Here is a 20487-nt window from a genome sequence, read left to right on the forward strand (position 1 = left end):
GCCGGCGAATAGAGAAAGTCCCCGGCCTTGACCGGCTTCCAGTCGAGCATGTCGACGATCGAGCCGTCGAGCGCGCCCTGGCGCAGTTTCTCGCGCGTGGTCGGCTCCCTGGTGCCGAGCGCGATCGTGGCGCCGGGGTCCGCGGCGAGAATCACCCAGCATTCGTCCTTGCCGCGCGGATAGCCGGCCGCCCGCGCCGCCGCGTCGTCGGGATGGTCCTGGACCGACAGCCGGTCGCTGGTGAAGAGATATTTGATCAGCAAATCGGGCGTGCCCGCGTCGGGCGTCTGGAACCACACGTCCCCGATCGGCTTCCCGCCCGGCGCCGGATCGCTGAACCCCGGCCACAGATGATGGCGCCCCCACGGCTTCTCGACGCGCTTGGTCGCTAGCAAAGTGGCGGTCATCGGTGGTGGACTTCCTGCTTCATCGTTCGAACATTCGCCGCCGGCGCATATCTCAATGGACCGGGCCGAGCGCCGCCGTATCCTCACGCCGGACCGGCTCGACGCGCGCTGCGCTCAGCGCGAACAGGCCGATCACGACATAGCAGAGCATCGGCACGACGAAGGCGGTGGCGTAGCTGCTCGATTGCGAGACGAGCCCGACGAGGAGCGGCACGAACGCGCCGCCGATGATCGCCGTGCACAACAGGCCCGAGGTCGCTTCCTCGCTGGCGGACGAGCGTTCGAGCGTCAGGGTGAAAGTCACCGGGAACATGATCGAATTGACCAGCCCGATCGCCAGCGCGACGAAGCCGGCATCGACACCGCCGACCAAGGCGACATAGAGGCACATCAGCGCCGCAGCGGCGGCGAACAAAGCCAGCAGCCGATAGGCACGGACCATGCCGAGCAGCGCCGACCCGAGCGCGCGGCCGACCATCGCGCCGCCCCAATAGAAAGCGACCGCCTTGCCGGCTTCCTCGAGCGAGACGCCGGCCACGCCGTCGCTGCCCATCGCGCTGCCGAGCAAGGGCACGGCGAACGGCGCATTGGAATGGCCCCAGATCGCATCCGAATTGAGGAACAGCGCCATTTGCGTGCCGATCGACACTTCGGCGCCGACATAGAGGAAGATCGCGATGCCGCCGATCACCGCCCAGCGCGAGGCGAAGGCTTCGCCGATCAGCCTTATCGTGCTGCGACCATGGTCGGCGGTATGCGGCGCGGCGCGCTCGACCATCGCGCGGGTCGCGAAGAAGAACAGCGCGAGCAGGCCGATCAGCCCGCAGATCCAGAAATAGGCGCGGTCGATGCCGGCGAGCGCGTGGGCGCGCGTCGCGGCGTCGATCACCGCGCCCGACTTCACCTCGACGCCCTTGAGGAACAGATGCGCGCCGATCAGCGGGCCGATGAAGGTGCCGAACGAATTGAACGTCTGGCTGAGCGTCAGCCGCAAATGGCTGTATTTCGGATCGCCCAGGGCCGCCGACAGCGGATTGGCCGCGACCTGAAGGATGGTGATCCCGCTCGCCAGCACGAACAGCCCCAGCAGCACGATCGGGAACATTGCGATATTGGCGGCGAGCAGCATCAGCAGGCAGCCGGCGATCATCATGCCGAGCGCGAGCAGGATCGATTGCACCGGCTTGAACCGGCTGAGCAGCCGCGCGGCCGGAAACGAGGTAACGCCATAGGCGATGAAGAAGGCGAAGGCGGCGAGCTGCGCCTCGACGTCGGACAGGCGGAAGATGCCCTTCACCGACGCCACCAGCGGGTCGACCAGCGACGTGATGAATCCCCAGGCGAAGAACAGGGTGGTGACCGCGATATAGGCCCCCAGCAGCGATCGGCGTTGGTCGGTCATCTCACTGTCCCCTCTGGCCCGCGCCGGGCCGCTTGGTCATCGAGAAGGGCGCGGCGCCCGGTCCCGTTCCCCACATCTTGTTCGGTGTCGGCCCCATCCGGAAGCGCAACGTGCCGCCCGCCATGATCTCGGCCTGCGATAACCAGGTGCGATCGAGCGGTCTGCCGTCGAGCGTCGCCGACTGGATGTAGATGTTTGCCGCGCTGTTGTTCGGCGCGTCGATCACGAAGCGCTTGCCGTTCTCGAGCGCGAGTTCGGCATGGCGGAACAAGGGCGAGCCGATGACATATTGGTCGGCGCCCGGCGTCACCGGATAGAAGCCGAGCGCGCTGAACACGTACCAGGCCGAGGTCTGGCCGTTATCCTCGTCGCCCGGATAGCCGTCGGGCGTCGCCATGTAGAGCTTCTTCATCGTCTCGCGGGCGTGAAGCTGCGCCTTCCACGGCGCGCCGGCATAATCGTAGAGATAGATCATGTGCTGGATCGGCTGATTGCCATGGGCGTAATTGCCCATGTCGACGATCTGCATCTCGCGGATCTCGTGGATGGTGAAGCCATAATAGCTGTCGTCGAACTTGGGCGGGCTGTCGAACACGCTGTCGAGCTTGGCGACGAAGGCGCGGTCGCCGCCCATCAGGTCGATCAGCCCCTGGACGTCCTGGAACACCGACCAACTGTAATGGAGCGCGTTGCCCTCGGTGAAGGCGTCGCCCCATTTGAGCGGATTGAACGGCGTTTCGAAGCTGCCGTCCTTGTTTCTGCCGCGCATCCAGCCGGTCGAGGGGTCGTACAATTTGCGGTAATTCTGCGCGCGCTCGCGGAACAAGGCCGCATCCTCGGTCTTGCCGAGCGCCGTGGCGACGCGCGACAGCGCGAAATCGGCATAGGCATATTCGAGCGTGCGCGCGGCATTCTCCTTGATGCCGCTGTCATAGGGGACGTAGCCGAGGCGGTTGTAATATTCGACGCCTTCGCGCCCGACCGCGCTGATCGTCTTGCCGTCCGCCGTCTTCGGGCGGCCCGCGCTGGTCGTCGCGTTCTTCTTCATCGCCTCGTAGAGCGTGCCGATGTCGAAGCCGCGAATGCCCTTGAGATAGGCGTCGGCGATGATCGATGTCGAATTCGACCCGATCATCACGTCGCGATGGCCGGGGCTGGCCCATTCGGGCAGCCAGCCCGATTCCCTGTAGGTGTTGACCAGCCCCTGCATGATCTCGCCGTCGAGCTTGCGCTGCATGATCGTGTAGAGGGGAAAGACCGCGCGAAACGTGTCCCAGAAGCCGTTGTCGGTGTACATATAGCCGGGCAGGACCTGGCCGTCATACGGGCTGTAATGGACGACCTGTCCGGCGCGATCGATCTCGTAGAAGCGGCGCGGGAAAAGCTGGGTGCGATAGAGCGCCGAAAAGAAGGTGCGGCGGTTGTCGAGATCGGGATCGGCGATGCAATAGCGGCCCTCCAGGTCCGACCACGCCTTGCGGGCCTTGGCCTTGGTGGTGTCGAAATCGTCCTGGCCGATCTCGCGGTCGAGATTGAGCTGCGCCTGTTCGGGACTGATGAACGAGGAAGCGACGCGGACGCCGACCTGCTCGCCCTTGCGCGTCTTGAAGCCGACGATCGCGCCGACCCGTTGACCCTCGGCATGCGGCATGCCCGGCTGCCGCTTCCAGCCGTCGCCCCAGGTGTCAGCGACGGTGAAATCGTGATCGAACTGCAGCACGAAATAGGAGTGGAAATTGCCCGGCACGCCGCCGCTGTTGTTGCGCGCATAGCCGATGATCCGGCGCTCCTTGGGCAGGATCGTCACCATCGACCCCTTGTCGAACGCGTCGAGCACGATCCAGCTCTGGTCGCTCTCCGGGAAGGTGAAGCGGAATTGCGCGGCGCGCTCGGTCGGCGCGATCTCGGCGGTCACGTCGTAATCGGCGAGATAGGCGCGGTAATAATAAGGCCGCGCGATCTCGGCCTTGTGCGAGAACCAGGAGGCGCGCTCGTCTTCCTTGATCCTGAGCGGGCCGGTTTCCGCCATCAGCGAGAAGGCTCCGTAATCGTTCATCCACGGGCTCGGCTGGTGAGTCTGCTTGAACCCCCACAATTTGGTGTCGTGATAGCGATAGGCCCAGCCGTCCCCCGCCTTGTTGGTGGTCGGCGTCCAGAAATTCATGCCCCAGGGCAGCGCGATCGCCGGATAGGTGTTGCCGTTCGACAGCTCGAAGGTGGAATCGGTGCCCATCAACGGATTGATCAGGTCGACCGGATCGCCGCATTGCGCGCCCGGCCCTGCCGCCTGGGCGATGCCGGGCGAAGAGCAGGTGATCGCGACGGCGGTCAGAAAGGCAATGGCGGCGCGGCGGTCGATCGGCATGGGGCGATCCTTCAGCGAGTGGGGAGGCGGTGCTTGGCGCGGTCCCAGAAATGCGGCTCGAATGTCGCGGCGGCGCCGATGATCGCGGCGCCCTCGGTATTCTGATGGATGGCGATCACGGGGATGCGCGGCGTGGTCGCCAGTCCCGCGATCAGCGCCGTCCTGAACAGGTCGAACGCGCCGCAGATGCGGCCGCCGAGCATGATCGTGCCGACATCGAAGCGGTCGACCCAGGGGGCGACGATCGCCGCGAGGTTGGCGCCATAGTCGGCGAAGATCGTTGCCGCCTCGCCGCCGTTCGCGCGGGCCATGTCGGCAACCGCCGCGACGCCGTCGAATTGCCGATCGAGGCGGGTCCTGGCCTCGCCCAGGATCCAGCGCGCCGACACGTAATCGTCGGCGATGCCGTCGCGATAGGGCAGGTGCCACAGGCAGCCGTGCGGCGGGACGTCGGCGCGGTCGATGATCGGCGCGCCGTCCTCGAGGAACGCCGAGCCGAGGCCGGTGCCGAGCGTGATCCCGAGCACGCGGTCGCTCGACGGCGCGGCCCTCATCGCCACGCAGCCTACCGCGAACGACGTCGCGTCGTTGAGGAAGCGGATCGGCCGGGGATGGCGCGCGCTGGTCGCGATCGCATCGCCGATATCGACGCCATGGAGCGAGCGAAACTTGGCGTTGGCGGCGAAATAGCCGACGCCCGACTGGTAATCGAACGGGCCCGGCATCGCGACGCCGATCCCCTCGATCTCATCCGGCGCCGCGCCATCGATCGTGTCGTCGATCGCGGCGCTCCACGCGGCGATCAGGGTCGCGGCATCGGCGTCGGGCGAGACTTCGCGATGGCGATAGCTGCCCGGAAACAGGCGGTGCGTGGCGGGATCGACCAGCGCCGCCGCGACGTGATGCCCCCCGATATCGACTCCGACGATCACGCCTGTCCCGCTCCATGTCTTGCCACGGGATCTGTGCCCTTCGCGGCCGATGTAATCCATTACATCGGTCACTGCCAAGCGTTTTTACCGCGGCGGCCCGCTGCTCTCTCGAATGACCAGCCGGTGCGGCAGGACGTGCACCTTTTCCTCGACCTCCTTGCCCTCGATCTCGTCGATCAGCAGCTCGCAGGCCTTGGCGCCCATCGCGTCGGCGGGCTGGGCGACGGTCGTGAGGGCGGGAGTGGAGTGGGCGGCGAAGCTGATGTCGTCGAACCCGGTAACGGCGACGTCCCCCGGGACATCGAGCCCCACGGCGGCCAGCGCCTGGATCGCGCCGATCGCCATTTCGTCGTTCATGCACAGCAGGGCGGTTGGCCGCGGCGTCAGCGCCATCAGGTCCTTCGCCGCCTCGACGCCGGAGCCCATCGAAAAGTCGCCATGCCGGACGATCGCGGGATCATAGCCGATCCCCGCCAGCTCGAGCGCCTCGCGATAGCCCTTGAGGCGGTCGATCGCGTGCGGGTTCTGCTCGGGCCCGCTGATTGCGGCGATGCGGCGATGCCCCGCCGCGATCAGATGCTCGGCCATCTCCCGCATGGCACCGGCATTGTCGATCCGGACCGACGGCGCCGCGGTCAGCTCGCAGCCGCAGGCATGAACGATCGGATAGGACGCGCGCCGGCGCTGTTCGTCGAATCCGTAATCTGGGCTCAGCTGGATGACGCCGTCGGCCAGCCGCATCTCGACCGAGCGTTCGTAATGTTCCTCGCGTTCGCGCGAATCGCGGGTGTCGCCGATGAACACCGAATAGCCGCGTTGCCACGCGACCGATTCGATCCCCGCGGTGACGTTGGCGAAGAACGGATTGGCGATCCCCGGCACCAGCACCAGCAGCGAGAAGGCGCGGTCGGAGCGCAGATTGCGCGCGAGCATGTTGGGACGATAATCGACCTTCTCGATCGCCCGCATCACCCGCGCGCGCGTCTCCTTGGCGACCTTTTCGGGGGCGCTCAGCGCGCGTGAGACGGTCGCGGTGGACAAGCCCGCCGCCTTGGCGACGTCGATGATCGTGGTCATATTTTCTCCCTCGCGAGATCGGTCGTTGCTTGCCCCCGAAAGTCAAGCCGCATCGCGAACGACGCGGATCGGGAGTTCGGGCTTGCGAACCGCCTATACCCGTGCTCTAAGCTCAATGTAATCCATTACATCGGGGAATCGTCAGCGGCGGTCGGATGGTGGAGATCGGATCGACGCGATAACAAGGTGCGGACGCGACGGCGCCGCGAGAGGAGGGGCGGGAAGTGACGGTGGTCGATGGCCTGATCGTTCTGGCATATCTGATCGCCACCCTGTTCATCGCGTTCGCCGTCCGCCGCCGCGCCGCGCAGAACATCGACGCTTATTATCTCGGCAACCGGCGGATGCCCTGGTACCTGCTGTGCCTGTCGGACGCCTCGGGCATGTTCGACATTTCCGGCACGATGTGGCTGGCGACCCTGCTGTTCGTCTATGGCCTCAAGAGCATCTGGCTGCCGTGGCTGTGGCCGGTGTTCAACCAGGTCTTCCTGATGGCCTATCTCGCGGTCTGGCTGCGGCGGTCGAACGTCCGCTCCGGCGCGGAATGGATCTTGTTCCGGTTCGGCGACAATCGCGGCAGCCGGCTGTCGCATCTGTCGGTCGTGCTGTTCGCGATGATCTGCGTGATCGGCTTCCTGGTCTATGCGTTCGTCGGGATCGGCAAGTTCATGGAATTGTTCATTCCCTGGACGGCGATCGGCCCGCCGCTCGGCCTGCATCTCGACCCCGCGATGGTGCCGCACCTCTATGCCGTGGTGTTCACCACCCTGGTCACGATCTACGTCGTGATGGGCGGGCTGCCGGGGATCGTATGGACCGACGTCCTGCAATTCTCGATCATGACGGTGGCGGCGATCTTCGTCGCGATCCTGGCGATGGCGACGGTGTCGCCGGCCGAGATCGCCGCGGCGACGCCGCACGGCTGGATGGACCCGTTGTTCGGCTGGCGGCTCGGGCTCGACTGGCGGCCGGTCCAGCCGCTCGTATCGTCGAAGATCGCAACCGACGGCTATCAATTGTTCGGCCCGCTGGTGATGATGATGATCTTCTCGGGCGTGCTCAAGAGCGCGGCGGGGCCGGCGCCGAGCTACGACATGCAGCGCGTGCTGGCGACGCGCAGCCCGCGCGACGCCGCCAAGGTGACCGGATTCGTGTCGGTCGTGCTGATGCCGATCCGCTACCTGATGATCGCCGGCTTCACCGTGCTGGCGCTCGTGTTCGTCAGCCGGCTCGACCTCGTCTCGGGCAACCGCGTCGATTACGAGAGCATCCTGCCCGCCGCGATCCAGGCGTTCATGCCGGTGGGCGCGCGCGGCATCATCGTCACCGGCTTGCTCGCCGCGTTCATGGCGACCTTCGCCTCGAGTCTCAACGCCGCGCCGCTCTATGTCGTCAACGACGTCTATCGCCGCTACGTCAATCCCGACGCGTCGCAGCGCCTGCTGGTGCGGATGAGCTATGCGGTGTCGATCGGCGTGGTGCTGGTCAGCATGGCGATCGGCCTGTTCGTCGCCAGCATCAACGATGCGCTGCAATGGATCGTGTCGGGCCTGTGGGGCGGCTACACGGTGTCGAACGTCATCAAATGGTATTGGTGGCGGTTCAACGGCTATGGCTATTTCTGGGGCATGGTCGCGGGGATCGCCTGCGCGCGGACCTTCCCGTTCGTCTTCGGGCCGCTGATGTCCTGGGCGGGCGGAATCTTGCCGCTCCATCTGTTCCCGCTGATCGTCCTGGTGTCGGGCGCGGCGGCGATCTCCACGAGCCTGCTCACGCCGGCGACCGAAATGGCGGTCCTGGTGCGCTTCTACCGCCAGGTGCGGCCCTGGGGGGCATGGGGGGCGGTGCGTCAGGCGCTCGCCGCCGTGGATCCCGGTGCATTGCCCAATCGCGATTTCGGCCGCGACGTGTTCAACATCGTCATCGGCACGATCATGCAGACCAATCTGGTCGCGACGCCGATCTTCCTGGTGGTCAAGAATTTCGGCGCGCTGGCGGTCAGCGTCGGGATCGCGATGCTATGCGGGCTGGTGCTGTGGCGGACCTGGTATCGCCGGCTCGCCGATTGGCCGGCCGACCTGCCCGATGGTCCTCGCGAGGAAGCGGCATGATCCGCCGGCGCAAACTGTTCATCGCCGCCTTGCTGCTCGCGCTGGCGGGGCAGGGCCAGGCGCATCGCGGAGAGGTGGTCGCTGCGCCGCCGGCCGCCTCGGCGCCTCTGCCGGCCAGCGACGACCCGCTCACTTATGTCGACCCGATGATCGGCACCAATGGCGACGGTCATGTTTTTCCCGGCGCGACGCTGCCGTTCGGGATGGTGCAGCTCAGCCCGTCGAACGCGCGCGACGGGTGGAAATGGACGTCGGGCTATCATTTTAGCGACACCGTCATCGACGGCTTCGCGCACACGCATATCAGCGGCGCGGGTCTCGGTGCGCTCGGCGACATCCTGCTGATGCCGACGCGCGTGGCGGGTACTGCCGCCGGGCCGCTCGACCGGCCGGGAAGCGGTTATCGCTCGCGCTTCTCGCACGCCCGCGAACATGCCGAGCCGGGCTATTATCGCGTCCATCTCGACGATGCCGATGTCGATGCCGAGCTGACCGCGACCTTGCGGACCGGCTTCCATCGCTACAGCTTCAACGACCCGCGCGACCGCTATGTAGTGATCGATCCGCTCCACGCGGTCGGCGACGACCATGCCTATCGCAGCGAGATCGAGTGGGTGTCGGACCGCGAGATCCGCGGCTGGCGGCGGACGATCGGGCCGTCGGCGGGCGACCGCGCGGTCTATTTCGTCGCGCGTTTTTCCAAACCCTTCGTCCGGGTGCAGCTCACCGACGACGATCGGCTCGTTGCTGGGCGCGAGCGCGAAGGCGCCGCGGTCCGCGCATTGCTCCAATTCGCGCCGGGCGGAGACGGCAAGGTCGAGGTCGCGGTCGCGATCTCGCATACCGGCCTGGCCGGTGCGCAGGCGAATTTCGCGGCGGAGGCGGCGGGGCGCGATTTCGACCAGGTCCGCGCAGACGCCCAACGTATCTGGCGGACGCGACTGGCGGCGATCACCGCCGACGATCCGTCGGCGGCGAAGAAGCGAATCTTCTATACCGCGCTCTACCACGCCTCGATCGCGCCCAACCTGATCTCGGACGTCACCGGCACCTATTATGTCGAGGGCAAGGTGCGCCGGTCGCGCATTCCGCAATACAGCAACTTCTCCAACTGGGACACGTATCGCGCGCTGCACCCGCTACTGACGATCACCGATCCGGCGCAAGCCGGGCGGATCGTCGCCAGCATGGTCTCGCGCCATAGCGAAGCGGGGCTGATCCTGCCGAGCTGGGAAGCGGTCGGGCACGATAACCGCGTGATGATCGGCTACAGCATGGTCTCGCCGATCGCCGACGCGGTGCTCAAGGGCCTGCCCGGCGTCGATCCGCGCGCCGCTTATGCCGCGATCCGCGCCAGCGCGTTCGACCGCACCAAGAACAGCAACGTCTATGACCGCAATGGGATGGACGGCTATCTGACCTATGGCTTCGTCCCCGCCGAGGTCGCCAGCTCGGTGTCCAAGACCACCGAGCAGAATTACGAGGACTGGGCGATCGGCCGCGTCGCGGCGAAGCTCGGACTGAAGGCGGACGCCGCGTTGTTCGCCCGGCGCGCGACCGGGTGGCGGCAGCTATACGACGCCAAGACAGGCTATTTGCTGCCCCGGTTGGCCGACGGCCGGTTCGTGCCGATGCGCCGTGACGATTGGGGCGATCTCAATCGCCATTATGTATCGGGCAACATCTGGGCCTATTCGGCCTACACGCCGCAGGACATGGCCGCCGCGATCCGGCTGCACGGCGGGCGCGCCGCCTATGCCGACTGGCTCGACGGCATCTTCCGTGACACCAGGCCGATCGGCGGCGAGCAGCATGTCGACCTGTCGGGGTTCATCGGCCGCTACGGCCATGGCGACGAGCCGGGCCACGAAATGGCCTATCTGTTCGACCTCGCCGGCCAGCCGTGGCGCACGCAATATTACGTCAATCGCGTGATGCGCGAGATGTACACCGACCGGCCCGACGGCCTGGTCAACAATGACGATCTCGGCCAGATGTCGGCCTGGTACGTGATGAGCGCACTGGGCTTCTATCCGGTGACGCCGGGCGATCTCACCTACCAGATCGGCGCGCCCTATCTGCGCCACGCCAGAATCGCGCTCGGCGGCGGCCGGGCGCTGACGATCGATGCCGAGGGACTTTCCGACGACAATATCTACGTCCAGTCGGCGACGCTGAACGGCCGCCCGTTCACCGCCGATTATCTGACCCACGCGCAGATCATGGCGGGCGGAACGTTGCGCTTCACGATGGGCCCGCGGCCCAATCGCGACTGGGGCAGTCGGCCCGCCGATACCAGCCTGGGCGCATTCGACGACCGGGCCCCGGTGGCGATCGCGCAGCGCGCGCCCTGGGCGCCATACGATGGGGTCGACGATCCACGCTTCGCCACGACGCGTACCGTCGTGCTTCGCGCCGATCAGCCCGGGGTGACGATCCGGTATACGACCGACGGCCGCGATCCAGACGCGCGGGCGGCGCTGCTCGCCGCGCCGCTGACCATCGACCGCGACACGGTCGTCAAGGCGGTGACGATCGACCTTCGGCTCGGCCGCAGCACGGTCCTGACCCGGCGCTACGTGAAGAGCCTGCTGGTCGCCGGGCCCGCGGGCTATCCGCGGATCGCGATCGCCGAAAAGGGGATCGGCTATGGCGCCGCCGACGGCTCCATGCTGATCGACGGCGTGACCGGGACCGCCGCTTATGGTGACCGCAAATGGACCGGGCGGCTCGGCACCATCACCGCGACGATCGATCTCGGTGCGCCGCGCGCCGCGACGACGCTCACGCTCGGTTATCTCGACGATGCCACCAACGGCATCATGCCTCCGCGCCGGATCGAGATCCTCGCCGGACAGTCGCCCGATGCGCTCGCGCCGATCGCGGCGCGCGACATCGCGCCGTGGCGCGGCATGCGGCAGCAGGCGGAGCGGATCTCCGTGCCGCTGCCCGGCCGCGCCTATCGCTATTACCGCATCCGCACCATCGCTTGGGGCGATCTGCCCGCTTCGCTCAGCGCGCCAGGCCGCGCTGCCTGGCTATTCCTCGACGAGATAAATCTGCAGTGACCGAACGAACCATTCCCGTGGCGCGGACGCGGCGCGCGATCGATAGCGGCTGGAGTTTCCGCCAGGCCGGCACCGATACGTGGCTGCCCGCGCACGTCCCCGGGTCCAATTTCAGCGACCTGTGGCGCGCCGGGCGGATCGAGGACCCGTATCGTGGCGACGCCGAGGACCGGCTGCAATGGATCGAGCAGGCCGATTGGGACTATCGCTGCGCGTTCGAAGTGAGCGCGGACGATCTGCTGGCCGACAGCGTCGAACTGGTGTTCGACGGTCTCGATACCTTTTGCGAAGTGACGCTCAACGGCGCTCCGCTGATCGCGACGGACAACATGTTCCGCACCTGCCGGATCGAGGTCCGCGACCGCTTGCGGATGGGCGCCAACGATCTCGCGCTGCACTTCCGCTCGCCGGTCGTGGCGGGAGCGGCGCGGCAGGCGACAGACGGATTCTTCTACCCGGCCGAGAACGACAAGACGCCGAGCCGGGCCAGCGTCTATGCGCGCAAGGCGCCCTATCATTTCGGCTGGGACTGGGGACCGAAATACGTCACCTCCGGCGTCTGGCGACCGGTCTGGCTCGACCTCGCTTGCCATGCCCGCATCCGTGATGCCGCCTATCGCATCGATGCCCTCGACGATGCTCGTGCCGTCCTGACGTTCGACGTCGAGGTCGAGGCGCTGGCCGGCGGCGAGGCCTGGATCGAAATCCTTTGCGAGGAGCCGGGCGTCGCCCCGGTCCGCATATCGATCGCACTCGATCCCGACGCGGGCGTCGCGACGCATCGCGCACAGGTGACGGTCGATGCGCCACGCCGTTGGTGGCCCAATGGCCTCGGCGAACCGTTCCTCTACGACTTCCGCATCCTCCTCGCCGACGCTGCCGGCCCGATCGACGCCGCGGCGTTGCGGGTCGGGCTGCGCACCGTGCGGGTGCGTCACGAACCCGACGAGATCGGCCAGTGTTTCGCGATCGAGGTCAACGGTCGCCCGGTGTTCATGAAGGGCGCCAATTACATCCCGCCCGACAGTTTGCTCGAGCGGATGACCCCCGACCGCTATCGGCAATTGTTCCGCGACACGGTCGACGCCAACATGAACATGCTGCGCGTGTGGGGTGGCGGCATCTACGAAAATGATTTGTTCTACGATCTCGCCGACGAGCACGGCATCCTGATCTGGCAGGATTTCATGTTCAGTTGCACGCTGTACCCGTTCGACCCGGCGTTCCTGGCCAATGTCGCCGAGGAAGCGCGGCAGAACATCCGGCGGCTGCGCAACCACCCCTCGCTCGCTTTGTGGTGCGGCAACAACGAGGTCACGCTCGGCATCGCGGAATGGGAGTGGCCGGAGAAATTCGCCTATTCCCCCGACCATTATCGCGCCCTGGTCGACGGCAATGCGGCGATCTTCGAGCGGTTGCTGCCTGAGCAGGTCGCCGCGCACGACCCCGACCGCTTCTATCTGGCCTCCTCGCCGACCGGGCGCTGGAGTGACCCGGCCGACGACGCGCTTGGGGACAGCCATTATTGGGGCGTCTGGCACGGCGAATTGCCGTTCGCGACCTATGCCGAGCGCGTCCCGCGCTTCATGAGCGAATACGGCTTCCAATCCTATCCGGCGCTGTCGTCGATCGAGCGGTTCACCGATCCCGGCGATCGACAGGTCGGATCGCACATATTGTCGGTCCATCAGAAGCATCCGCGCGGCGACGCGATCATCGGGCGGTTCATCCGCGACCTCTATGGCGAGCCGCGCAATTTCGCCGCCTTCTGCTACCTCAGCCAGCTTGCCCAGGCCGACGGGCTGCGCGTCGCGTTCGAAGCGCATCGCCGCGCCATGCCGCGCTGCATGGGATCGCTCTATTGGCAGTTCAACGATTGCTGGCCGGCGATTTCCTGGTCGAGCATCGACTATTTCGGCCAGTGGAAGGCGCTGCATTACCAGGCCGCGCGGTCGTTCGCGCCGCTGATGCTGTCGGCGGCGATCGCCGAGGACGGCGCGGCGATCCACCTCGTTTCCGACTTGCTCGAGGACGTGCGGGGCGGACTGATCGTCGAATTGATCGATGTCGCCGGCATCTGCCACGGGCGCGAGACGGTACCGGTGGCGGTCGACGGGAATAGCGCGAAAATCGTTCATCACGTTCCGGCAAGCGCGCTCGATCAGGCGCGAAGCCAGGGTGCATGGGTGCTGCATGCTCGGCTGGTCGACGACGGCGTTACCTTGGCGCGCGACATCCGCATGACCGAGGAAGCCAGCCGCTGTCGCATACCCGATCCGGAGCTGACGACGCGCGTCGTCGACGGCCGTCTTATTGTGCGGGCCGAGCGCTATGCGCGGGCGGTGCATTTGGCGATCGAACGCGATCCGGCGGACGGGGCGGCCGCGAATTTCACGGAGAATTTCTTCGACCTGCTGCCGGGCGAGGAGCGGGTGGTCGGACTGCGCGACGGCGTGCTCGATCCGGCCGCGGTCGTTCGTGCGACGAGCCTGTGGGATGCGTGCGACCGCGACGAGGTGGCGGCGGTCCCCATGCAGTCGAGCGCGCAGGGATGAGAGCCCGGGCCTGCGCGCTGCTCGTCGCGCTGGCGCTTCTCCAGCCCGGGGCCGGCGTACCGGCCGACCCGGCAGATCGTCCACCGACCGGCATCATCGCCGATCGCGCCCCGTTCGCGCTGACGCTCGACGAGTTCTTCGCCTGGAACCCAAAGGCCGCGACCGCCGACGCGCGCAATATCGCGCGGGTGCCCCTCACGCCGCGCTTCGTCGCGCCGGTGGTGCAGCCGGGGGCGACGACCGATCCGAAGGTGCGCGTGCTCTACGCGCCCGACGGGATGAACAATCTCGGCAATTATCTCGCGCCGCAGTCGCGCTTCAATCTCTACACTTTCACCCATTGGTCGCAGATCGACCTGTTCCTCTGGTTCGCCGGCACCGCGCAGCGTCCGGTCAACCTGCCGGCGCGGCCCTGGATCGAGGCGGCGCATCGCAACGGGGTGAAAGTCCTCGGTACGGTATTCTTCGCACCCATCGCCTGGGGCGGCGCGCCCGCGACGGTCGAGCGCTTCCTGCGTCGCGACGCGCAAGAGCATTTCCCCGCCGCGGCGCAGCTGGTGCGGATCGCGCGGCATTACGGCTTCGACGGCTGGCTGATCAACGCGGAGACCGATTTGCCGACGGGCGGCAAGGGTACGCGGGCGATGATCGACTTCATGGCCGAGCTGCGACGGATGGCACCGCCGGGTATGGAAATCCATTGGTATGACGCGATGCTGAGCGACGGGCGGGTCGATTGGCAGAACGCGCTGACGCCGGGCAATTCGGCTTTCCTTCAGGATGGTGCCCGGCGCGCCGCCGACGCCATGTTCCTCAATTACGCCTGGACGACCGACGGGCTGCGGCGCAGCGCTGCGCTGGCCGAGCGGCTCGGGCGCAGCCGCTATGACCTGTTCGTCGGCGCCGACCTCTGGCCGCAGCGCGACGGGGCGCAGGCCGCGTTCCGCAACACGGGCTGGCTCGACGCGATGCGCGAGCGGCCGGGAGGGCCGGCGCTCGGCTCGATCGCGTTGTTCGCGCCCAATTTCGCGTTCAACTTTGCCGGCGACGCCCGCACCCCGCGGTTCAGCACGTTCGACGGCGATCCCGCCGACGTCGCACGCTTCTACGCCGCCGAGGAACGGCTGTTCGCCGGCGAACGGCGCAACCTGGCACGTCCGCGCGGTGAAGGCTGGCCCGGCATCGCGTCGCTGGCGCCGGTGCATGGCGTGGCCGTCCCGCTGCCGTTCCGCACCAGTTTCAATGTCGGACACGGCCGGGTCGACATGCGCGCGGGCCGCAGGATCGGTGGGGCCTGGCACGACATGAGCCGGCAGGACGTCTTGCCGACCTGGCAGTTCGCCAGTGTCGGCGGGCAGGCACAGGTCGGCTATGACTTCGACCGGCCCTATGACGGCGGCGCCTCGCTCCGGATCGTGCCCGATCCGGCGGGCGGAGCGGCGACGATCCCGCTCTACGCCTTGCGGTTGCCGTCATCTCCGCGGCTTGGCGTGGAGGTCACCAGCCTGGCGAGCGGATCGGGCTATGCATTGACGCTGTCGATGCCCGATGGCCGCGATCATGACCTTCCCCTGACCGCGTCGTCCCGCTGGCGGACGCAGCATTGGTGTGTCGCGACGAATGACGGTGCGGTGCGGCTCGCCGCGATCATCAGGGCCGGAACGAGCGGCACGCTTCGCCTGGGCGCCGTGTCGCTGACGCGGACCTGTGCGGCTGGTGTGACGGCCGTACCCTGAACGGCGCCTTGCCGCTTACGCCGGCGGCGGTGCCCCGAAGCGACGGGCGACCGTCTGATCGTGAGCCGGCATCGCCTGCGCGGTATTGGCGATGATCGAGCGCATCGCGCGGAGGATGTCGCTCCGCTCCGCTGCTGGTACGGCGTCGGCCAAGGTGTCGCGGCCCCGCGGCGCGATGCCCTGGCCCATCAACACCGCCAGCCAGCTCGGCGCATGGAAAATGTCCTCCGCGTCGGCGAACAGTCGGCCGGTGCTGCGGAACAGATCGATCTGTTCGGCCAGCGAATCCGGGCGGGGAATCGCCGCGCAATGGCGCCAGAACGGCGTGTCGTCGCGCTCGGTCGCGGTATAGTGCAGCACCAGGAAATCGCGGATCCAGTCGAATTCGGCCGCCATGGCGCGGTTGTATTCGGCCCGCACGATCGGGTTGAAATCGCGCCCCGGAAACAACCGGACCAGCCGGATGATCCCGCTTTGCACCAGATAGAGGCTGGTCGATTCGAGCGGTTCGATGAACCCCGACGACAGGCCGAGCGACACGACGTTCTTTTCCCAGATATGCTCGCGGCGCCCGGTCATGAAGCGCAGCCGCCGCGGGGCGTCGAGCGCTTCCGCGTCGAGATTGCCGAGCAGGCGGTCCTCGGCGTCCTGGTCGTCGAGGAAGCCGCTGCAATAGACGTGGCCGTTGCCGGTGCGGTGCTGCAGCGGGATGCGCCATTGCCAGCCGGATTCGAGCGCGGTGGCGCGCGTGAACGGCGTCAGCGGCGCGGTTCGGGCCGACGGCACCGCGATCGCCCGGTCGCACGGCAGCCAGTGGCGATAGTCGAGATAGCGGCTGCCGACCGCATCGCCGATCAACAGGCCGCGAAAGCCGGTGCAGTCGATGAACAGATTGCCGGCGACGCGCTCGCCGCGTTCGAGATGGAGCGCCTCGACGAAGCCGGTTTCGGGATGCTGCTCGACGCGGACGATCTTGCCCTCGATCCGGGTGACCCCCGCCGCCTCGGCCAATTGCCGGAGCAAGCGGGCGTAGAGGCCGGCATCGAACTGATAGGCATAGCCATAGGTCGCGAAGACTGATTGCGGCCCATTCTCGGGAATTGCGAAGCGGTTCTCGAGCGCGGCGCGCGTCGCCAGGCAATAATCGTCGATCGGGCTGGTATCGCCACGCGCGCGCGCCGCCAGCCATTGCTGGTGAAAGGGGACCAATCCGAAATCGTCGCCATAGCGGCCGAAGGGATGGAAATAGCGATGTCCCTTGCGCCACCAGTCGACGAATTCGATGCCGAGCTTGAACGTGCCTTGCGTCGCCTTGACGAACGCGACCTCGTCCACGCCCAGAATCTGGTTGAAATGCTGGATCGGCGGCACCGTCGCCTCGCCGACGCCGATCGTGCCGATCTCCTCGGATTCGACCAGGGTGATCGCGATGCCGGTGCCGCGCAACTGGCGCGCGAGCCCGGCCGCGGCCATCCAGCCGGCGCTGCCGCCGCCGGCGATCACGACATGCCGGATCGGTTCGCTGTCGATCATACGCCCAAGCGATCGAGCGGCGCCTGGAGCAGGCGCGGCCGCGTCCTGGCGACGTGCAGGATCAGCTCACCGAACAGGCCATTGGCCCAGGCGAACCAGGAGCGGGTGAATTTGGACGGATCGTCCTGGTCGAACGTCTCGTGCATGAAGCCGGTATCGGCATGGGTCCGCTTGAGCGTCGCGAGGCAGCGCAGGATCGTCGCGTCGTCGGTTGCCGACAGCGCGCGGACGGTCAGCGACATCGGCCAGATCTGGCCGATCCCTTCGTGCGGGCCGCCGATCCCTTCGCCGGCCTTGCCGCGGAAGAACCAGGGATTGGCCGGGCTCCACGCCGCCGCGGCGGTACGGCGCCAGCGTGGATCGGTGGCCGGGACGCAGCCTAGCCAGGCGAGCCCCGACAGCGACGGGATGTTGGCGTCGTCCATGAAGACGGCATTGCCGAAGCCGTCGACCTCATAGGCCCAGACGTTGCGACCGTCGGGCAGTGTCATCGTACCGTGTGCCGCCAGCGCGCGTTCGACCTCGGTCGCGAGCGCGGTCGCCTCGCGCGCCAGCGCCGCGTCGTGCCGTGTCTCCATGACGACCGCCGCCAGCTCGCGCAGCACAGTGACCGCGAACAGGTTGGCGGGGACGAACAGCGGATAGAGGCAGGCGTCGTCCGAAGGACGGAAGGCCGAATGGATCAGTCCGACCTTGCGGGTGGGCAGACCGACCCCCGCAAGCTGGGTCTCGGTCGGCTGGCGGCTCGCGCGCTGGAAGGTGTAGGGGCTCTTGCCGTCCTTGCGCTGTTGTTCGCGGAAGGTGCGGACGATCGCTCGCGCGGCTTCGTTCCATTCGCTGTCGAACGGCGCCGGGTCGTGCGTCGCGCGCCAATAGCCGCAGGCGTTACGCAATACGTAGCAGAGCGAGTCGATTTCCCATTTCCGCTCGGCGACGCCGGACTTCATCCTGGTCTCGTCGGCCTTGGCCCAGGACAGGGACGTCGGGGCGCCGGAATCCTCCATGAAGGCATTGGCATAGGGATCGATCAGCACCGACCGCGCATGGCGCCCGATCAGACCGCGGAACAGATCGCGCAGCCGTGGATCGTCCTTGGCGAGATGGAGATAGGGCTGCACCTGCGCCGAGGAATCGCGCAGCCACATGCAGGGAATGTCGCCGGTGATGACGAAACTGTCGGGCTTGCCGCCGACCGTCGACTGGCGAACCGTGGTGTCGAGCGTGTTGGGATAGCAATTGCCGAACATCCAGGCGAGTTCGGGATCGGCGATCATCCGGGTGACGCGCGCGATCTCGCCTTCGACCGCCGGGCTGGCAAACTTGCGGTCGCCGGGCGCGGGGCGCTTGCTGGGAAATTGGCGGGCCGGGGAAGGGGCTGTCAGGGCCAATGCCTTGCGAGGCAATCCAGCCGCCGCGACCGCCAGAGCCCCGCCGAGGATCGCCGTCCGCCGGTCTGTCAGCATTGCCTGCCTCCTCGCTGTCCTGACGCGGTTTCCTTGGTGACGGAAACGCGGCACTGACGATGTATCATGGACCCCGTTCGAAAAAGGAAGGGCGGTGCCTTTGGCGGCACCGCCCCCCAGGGGGAAGAGGGTAAAGCGTCAGAACTTGTAGGACGCACCGACATAGAAGCGCCGGCCCGAATAGGCGCTCGAATAATAGCGCGCCGATGTGTCGGTACCGAGATGCTCGCGCTCGGTCTCGCCGGTCACGTTGATCGCCGACGCCGTGATGGCGAGGTTCTTGGTGATGTTGACCGAGCCGTTGAGATCGAGCTGCTGATAGGGATCCGAGACGACGTTCAGGCCGCTGGCGAGCCCCTCGTATTTGGAGCCGCGACGGTTCCACGACGCCCGGAGCGAGAACAGCTTGCTCTCGTAGAACACCGACGCGTTGACCTGCGTCTTGGCACTGCCCACGAGCGGCGACGTGCCGAGCTTCTGCCCGTTGAAATTGACGTTGGCGAAGTTGGTGTCGTTGTAGGTGAAGTTCACCTGGAAACCGAGGCCGAACGAGAAGGTATGCTGGGCATAGACTTCCACGCCCTGCGACACCGCGTTGGTACCGTTGCCGTTGGTCGAGAACGACTGGACCAGGACCGTGCCGCCAAGGTCGGCCGCCGCGCCGACGGGCGGCGTGTACGGAGCGGGAGAGCCGGTAGGCGTACCCGTGCCGGCCGGAATGGTCGGCGGTGAGCCAGCCTGGTTGTTGGTCAGCGTCACCGGGGTGGTGATCACGACCGGAATGATGAAGTTCGACACGTTCTTGCGGAACAGGCCGACGCCGAACACCGAGCCCCGGTGGAAATACCATTCCAGCCCGAGATCGAACTGCCACGCCGAATAGGGCTTCAGGTTCTTGTTGCCGCCGCTGCCCGACCAGCCGGCCTGGGCGCCGAATTGCTGGCGGTCCGCTTCCCAGCCGGGACCGTTATAGTTGAGCTGCTGCTGGCCGCCGAGATCGCCATATTCCGGACGCGAGATCACTTTGGCGACCGCGCCGCGGATCAGCAGGTCGTCGCTCAGATTATAGGCCACGTTGAGGCTTGGCAGGACGTCGAGATAATTCTTCGCCGTCGTGTCGGTCTGCGTGATCTGCGTCTGCTGATAGTTGTTCGGCAGGACCTCGCAGATTCCGGATGGGTCGACGGTGCACGGCGCCGTACCGACCTGGGAGTTGGGATTGGTCACGATGGTGGCCGTGCCCGGCACGTAATAGCGCCAATTATAGTTGATCTGGTCGGACGACGAACTCGTCTGCTGCGTGCCGACGACGCGCACGCCCAGGTTGCCGCGGAAGCGGCTGGTCTTGAAATTCGCCTGGACATAGCCCGCCCAGGTCCGTTCCTTGACCTCCCAGATGAAGTTGTTTTCGACCCTGCGCTGCGCCTGTCCGAAATTCTGGTTCAGCCAGTCGAGATAGTTCTGCATGTTGACCGCGGGGAACAGGTTGGCGTGGAACGCGTCCCCCTGGATCGACATCGGCTGCGCGTAGAAGAAGCTCGCCTGGGCGTATGAATTATAGGGCGAGACGCTCTGGAACCAGGTCGAGGAATCGTTGATGTTCCCGCCCGGCACGACCCATTCGGTATTGAACGTCTGGCGATGGACGCCACCGTCGCGATACTTGCCGCCGAACTGGATATTGTCGAGGAAGCCGAGCGTGCCGTTGGCCTTCCAGGTGCCGTCCACCTGGAAATAGGTCTGCTCGTTGGTGGCGTTGGTCATCGACGAATTGGTCGAGCCGCCGTCGAGCTGGGCGATCCCGGACTGCAAATTCTGGATGATGTTGGACGAGAAGG

General features: G+C 66.6%; 12 protein-coding genes. 4 read left to right on the forward strand and 8 right to left on the reverse strand.

Annotated elements, in window-relative coordinates; translation table 11 throughout:
• The 5 genes from ACTHJR_RS14210 to ACTHJR_RS14230 all read right to left on the reverse strand — a co-directional run.
• Positions 1-407 (reverse strand): class I mannose-6-phosphate isomerase (locus tag ACTHJR_RS14210; protein ID WP_440523891.1); only part of this gene is annotated, 407 nt, incomplete at its 3' end.
• A 52-nt stretch (positions 408-459) separates the two neighbouring features.
• Positions 460-1809: an MFS transporter gene (locus ACTHJR_RS14215; protein WP_440523892.1), complete on the reverse strand. Its 1350-nt coding sequence runs from the start codon at positions 1807-1809 to the stop codon at positions 460-462.
• Position 1810: 1 nt separating this feature from the next.
• Positions 1811-4174 (reverse strand): GH92 family glycosyl hydrolase, encoded by a 2364-nt coding sequence (locus ACTHJR_RS14220; RefSeq protein WP_440523893.1) that lies wholly within the window; start codon positions 4172-4174, stop codon positions 1811-1813.
• An 11-nt stretch (positions 4175-4185) separates the two neighbouring features.
• Positions 4186-5106: an ROK family protein gene (locus ACTHJR_RS14225; protein ID WP_440523894.1), complete on the reverse strand. Its 921-nt coding sequence runs from the start codon at positions 5104-5106 to the stop codon at positions 4186-4188.
• An 84-nt stretch (positions 5107-5190) separates the two neighbouring features.
• Positions 5191-6183, reverse strand: a complete 993-nt coding sequence (locus tag ACTHJR_RS14230) for a LacI family DNA-binding transcriptional regulator (protein ID WP_440523895.1) — start codon at positions 6181-6183, stop codon at positions 5191-5193.
• A 224-nt stretch (positions 6184-6407) separates the two neighbouring features.
• On the opposite strand from ACTHJR_RS14230, the gene ACTHJR_RS14235 reads away from it, so the two are divergent.
• From ACTHJR_RS14235 to ACTHJR_RS14250, 4 genes are read left to right on the forward strand one after another with little or no spacing between them, the layout of a single operon-like run.
• Positions 6408-8294, forward strand: a complete 1887-nt coding sequence (locus tag ACTHJR_RS14235) for a sodium:solute symporter family protein (protein WP_440523896.1) — start codon at positions 6408-6410, stop codon at positions 8292-8294.
• Positions 8291-11362, forward strand: coding sequence for a GH92 family glycosyl hydrolase (locus ACTHJR_RS14240; RefSeq protein WP_440523897.1), 3072 nt, complete (start codon positions 8291-8293; stop codon positions 11360-11362). Before ACTHJR_RS14235 ends, ACTHJR_RS14240 begins: the two co-directional genes overlap by 4 nt.
• Positions 11359-13917 carry a beta-mannosidase gene (locus tag ACTHJR_RS14245; RefSeq protein ID WP_440523898.1) on the forward strand — a complete coding sequence of 853 codons (2559 nt, stop codon included), beginning with the start codon at positions 11359-11361 and terminating at the stop codon, positions 13915-13917. The genes ACTHJR_RS14240 and ACTHJR_RS14245 overlap by 4 nt, the downstream gene beginning before the upstream one ends.
• On the forward strand, positions 13914-15653 hold the full coding sequence (locus tag ACTHJR_RS14250; protein WP_440523899.1) for an endo-beta-N-acetylglucosaminidase: 1740 nt from the start codon (positions 13914-13916) through the stop codon (positions 15651-15653). The genes ACTHJR_RS14245 and ACTHJR_RS14250 overlap by 4 nt, the downstream gene beginning before the upstream one ends.
• A gap of 15 nt (positions 15654-15668) precedes the next feature.
• Here ACTHJR_RS14250 and ACTHJR_RS14255 read toward each other — a convergent pair whose 3' ends face one another.
• The 3 genes from ACTHJR_RS14255 to ACTHJR_RS14265 form a co-directional block, all read right to left on the reverse strand.
• On the reverse strand, positions 15669-17186 hold the full coding sequence (locus ACTHJR_RS14255) for a tryptophan halogenase family protein (protein ID WP_440523900.1): 1518 nt from the start codon (positions 17184-17186) through the stop codon (positions 15669-15671).
• A complete protein-coding gene (locus ACTHJR_RS14260; protein WP_440523901.1) occupies positions 17183-18649 on the reverse strand; it encodes a glycoside hydrolase family 125 protein in 1467 nt (488 codons plus the stop codon). Before ACTHJR_RS14260 ends, ACTHJR_RS14255 begins: the two co-directional genes overlap by 4 nt.
• Positions 18650-18787: 138 nt before the next feature.
• Positions 18788-20487: TonB-dependent receptor (locus tag ACTHJR_RS14265; protein ID WP_440523902.1), on the reverse strand; the 1700-nt coding region annotated here is incomplete at its 5' end.

Origin of the sequence: Sphingomonas sp. (genome assembly GCF_051962185.1) — a bacterium.
Lineage (GTDB): Bacteria > Pseudomonadota > Alphaproteobacteria > Sphingomonadales > Sphingomonadaceae > Sphingomonas.

What these genes read in the sequence shown, in the direction of transcription:
- ACTHJR_RS14215 (WP_440523892.1), bottom strand. Translation starts at nt 1,809, where the DNA reads ATGACCGACCAACGCCGATCGCTGCTGGGGGCCTATATCGCGGTCACC.
- ACTHJR_RS14220 (WP_440523893.1), bottom strand. Translation starts at nt 4,174, where the DNA reads ATGCCGATCGACCGCCGCGCCGCCATTGCCTTTCTGACCGCCGTCGCG.
- ACTHJR_RS14230 (WP_440523895.1), bottom strand. Translation starts at nt 6,183, where the DNA reads ATGACCACGATCATCGACGTCGCCAAGGCGGCGGGCTTGTCCACCGCG.
- ACTHJR_RS14240 (WP_440523897.1), top strand. Translation starts at nt 8,291, where the DNA reads ATGATCCGCCGGCGCAAACTGTTCATCGCCGCCTTGCTGCTCGCGCTG.
- ACTHJR_RS14250 (WP_440523899.1), top strand. Translation starts at nt 13,914, where the DNA reads ATGAGAGCCCGGGCCTGCGCGCTGCTCGTCGCGCTGGCGCTTCTCCAG.
- ACTHJR_RS14255 (WP_440523900.1), bottom strand. Translation starts at nt 17,186, where the DNA reads ATGATCGACAGCGAACCGATCCGGCATGTCGTGATCGCCGGCGGCGGC.
- ACTHJR_RS14260 (WP_440523901.1), bottom strand. Translation starts at nt 18,649, where the DNA reads ATGCTGACAGACCGGCGGACGGCGATCCTCGGCGGGGCTCTGGCGGTC.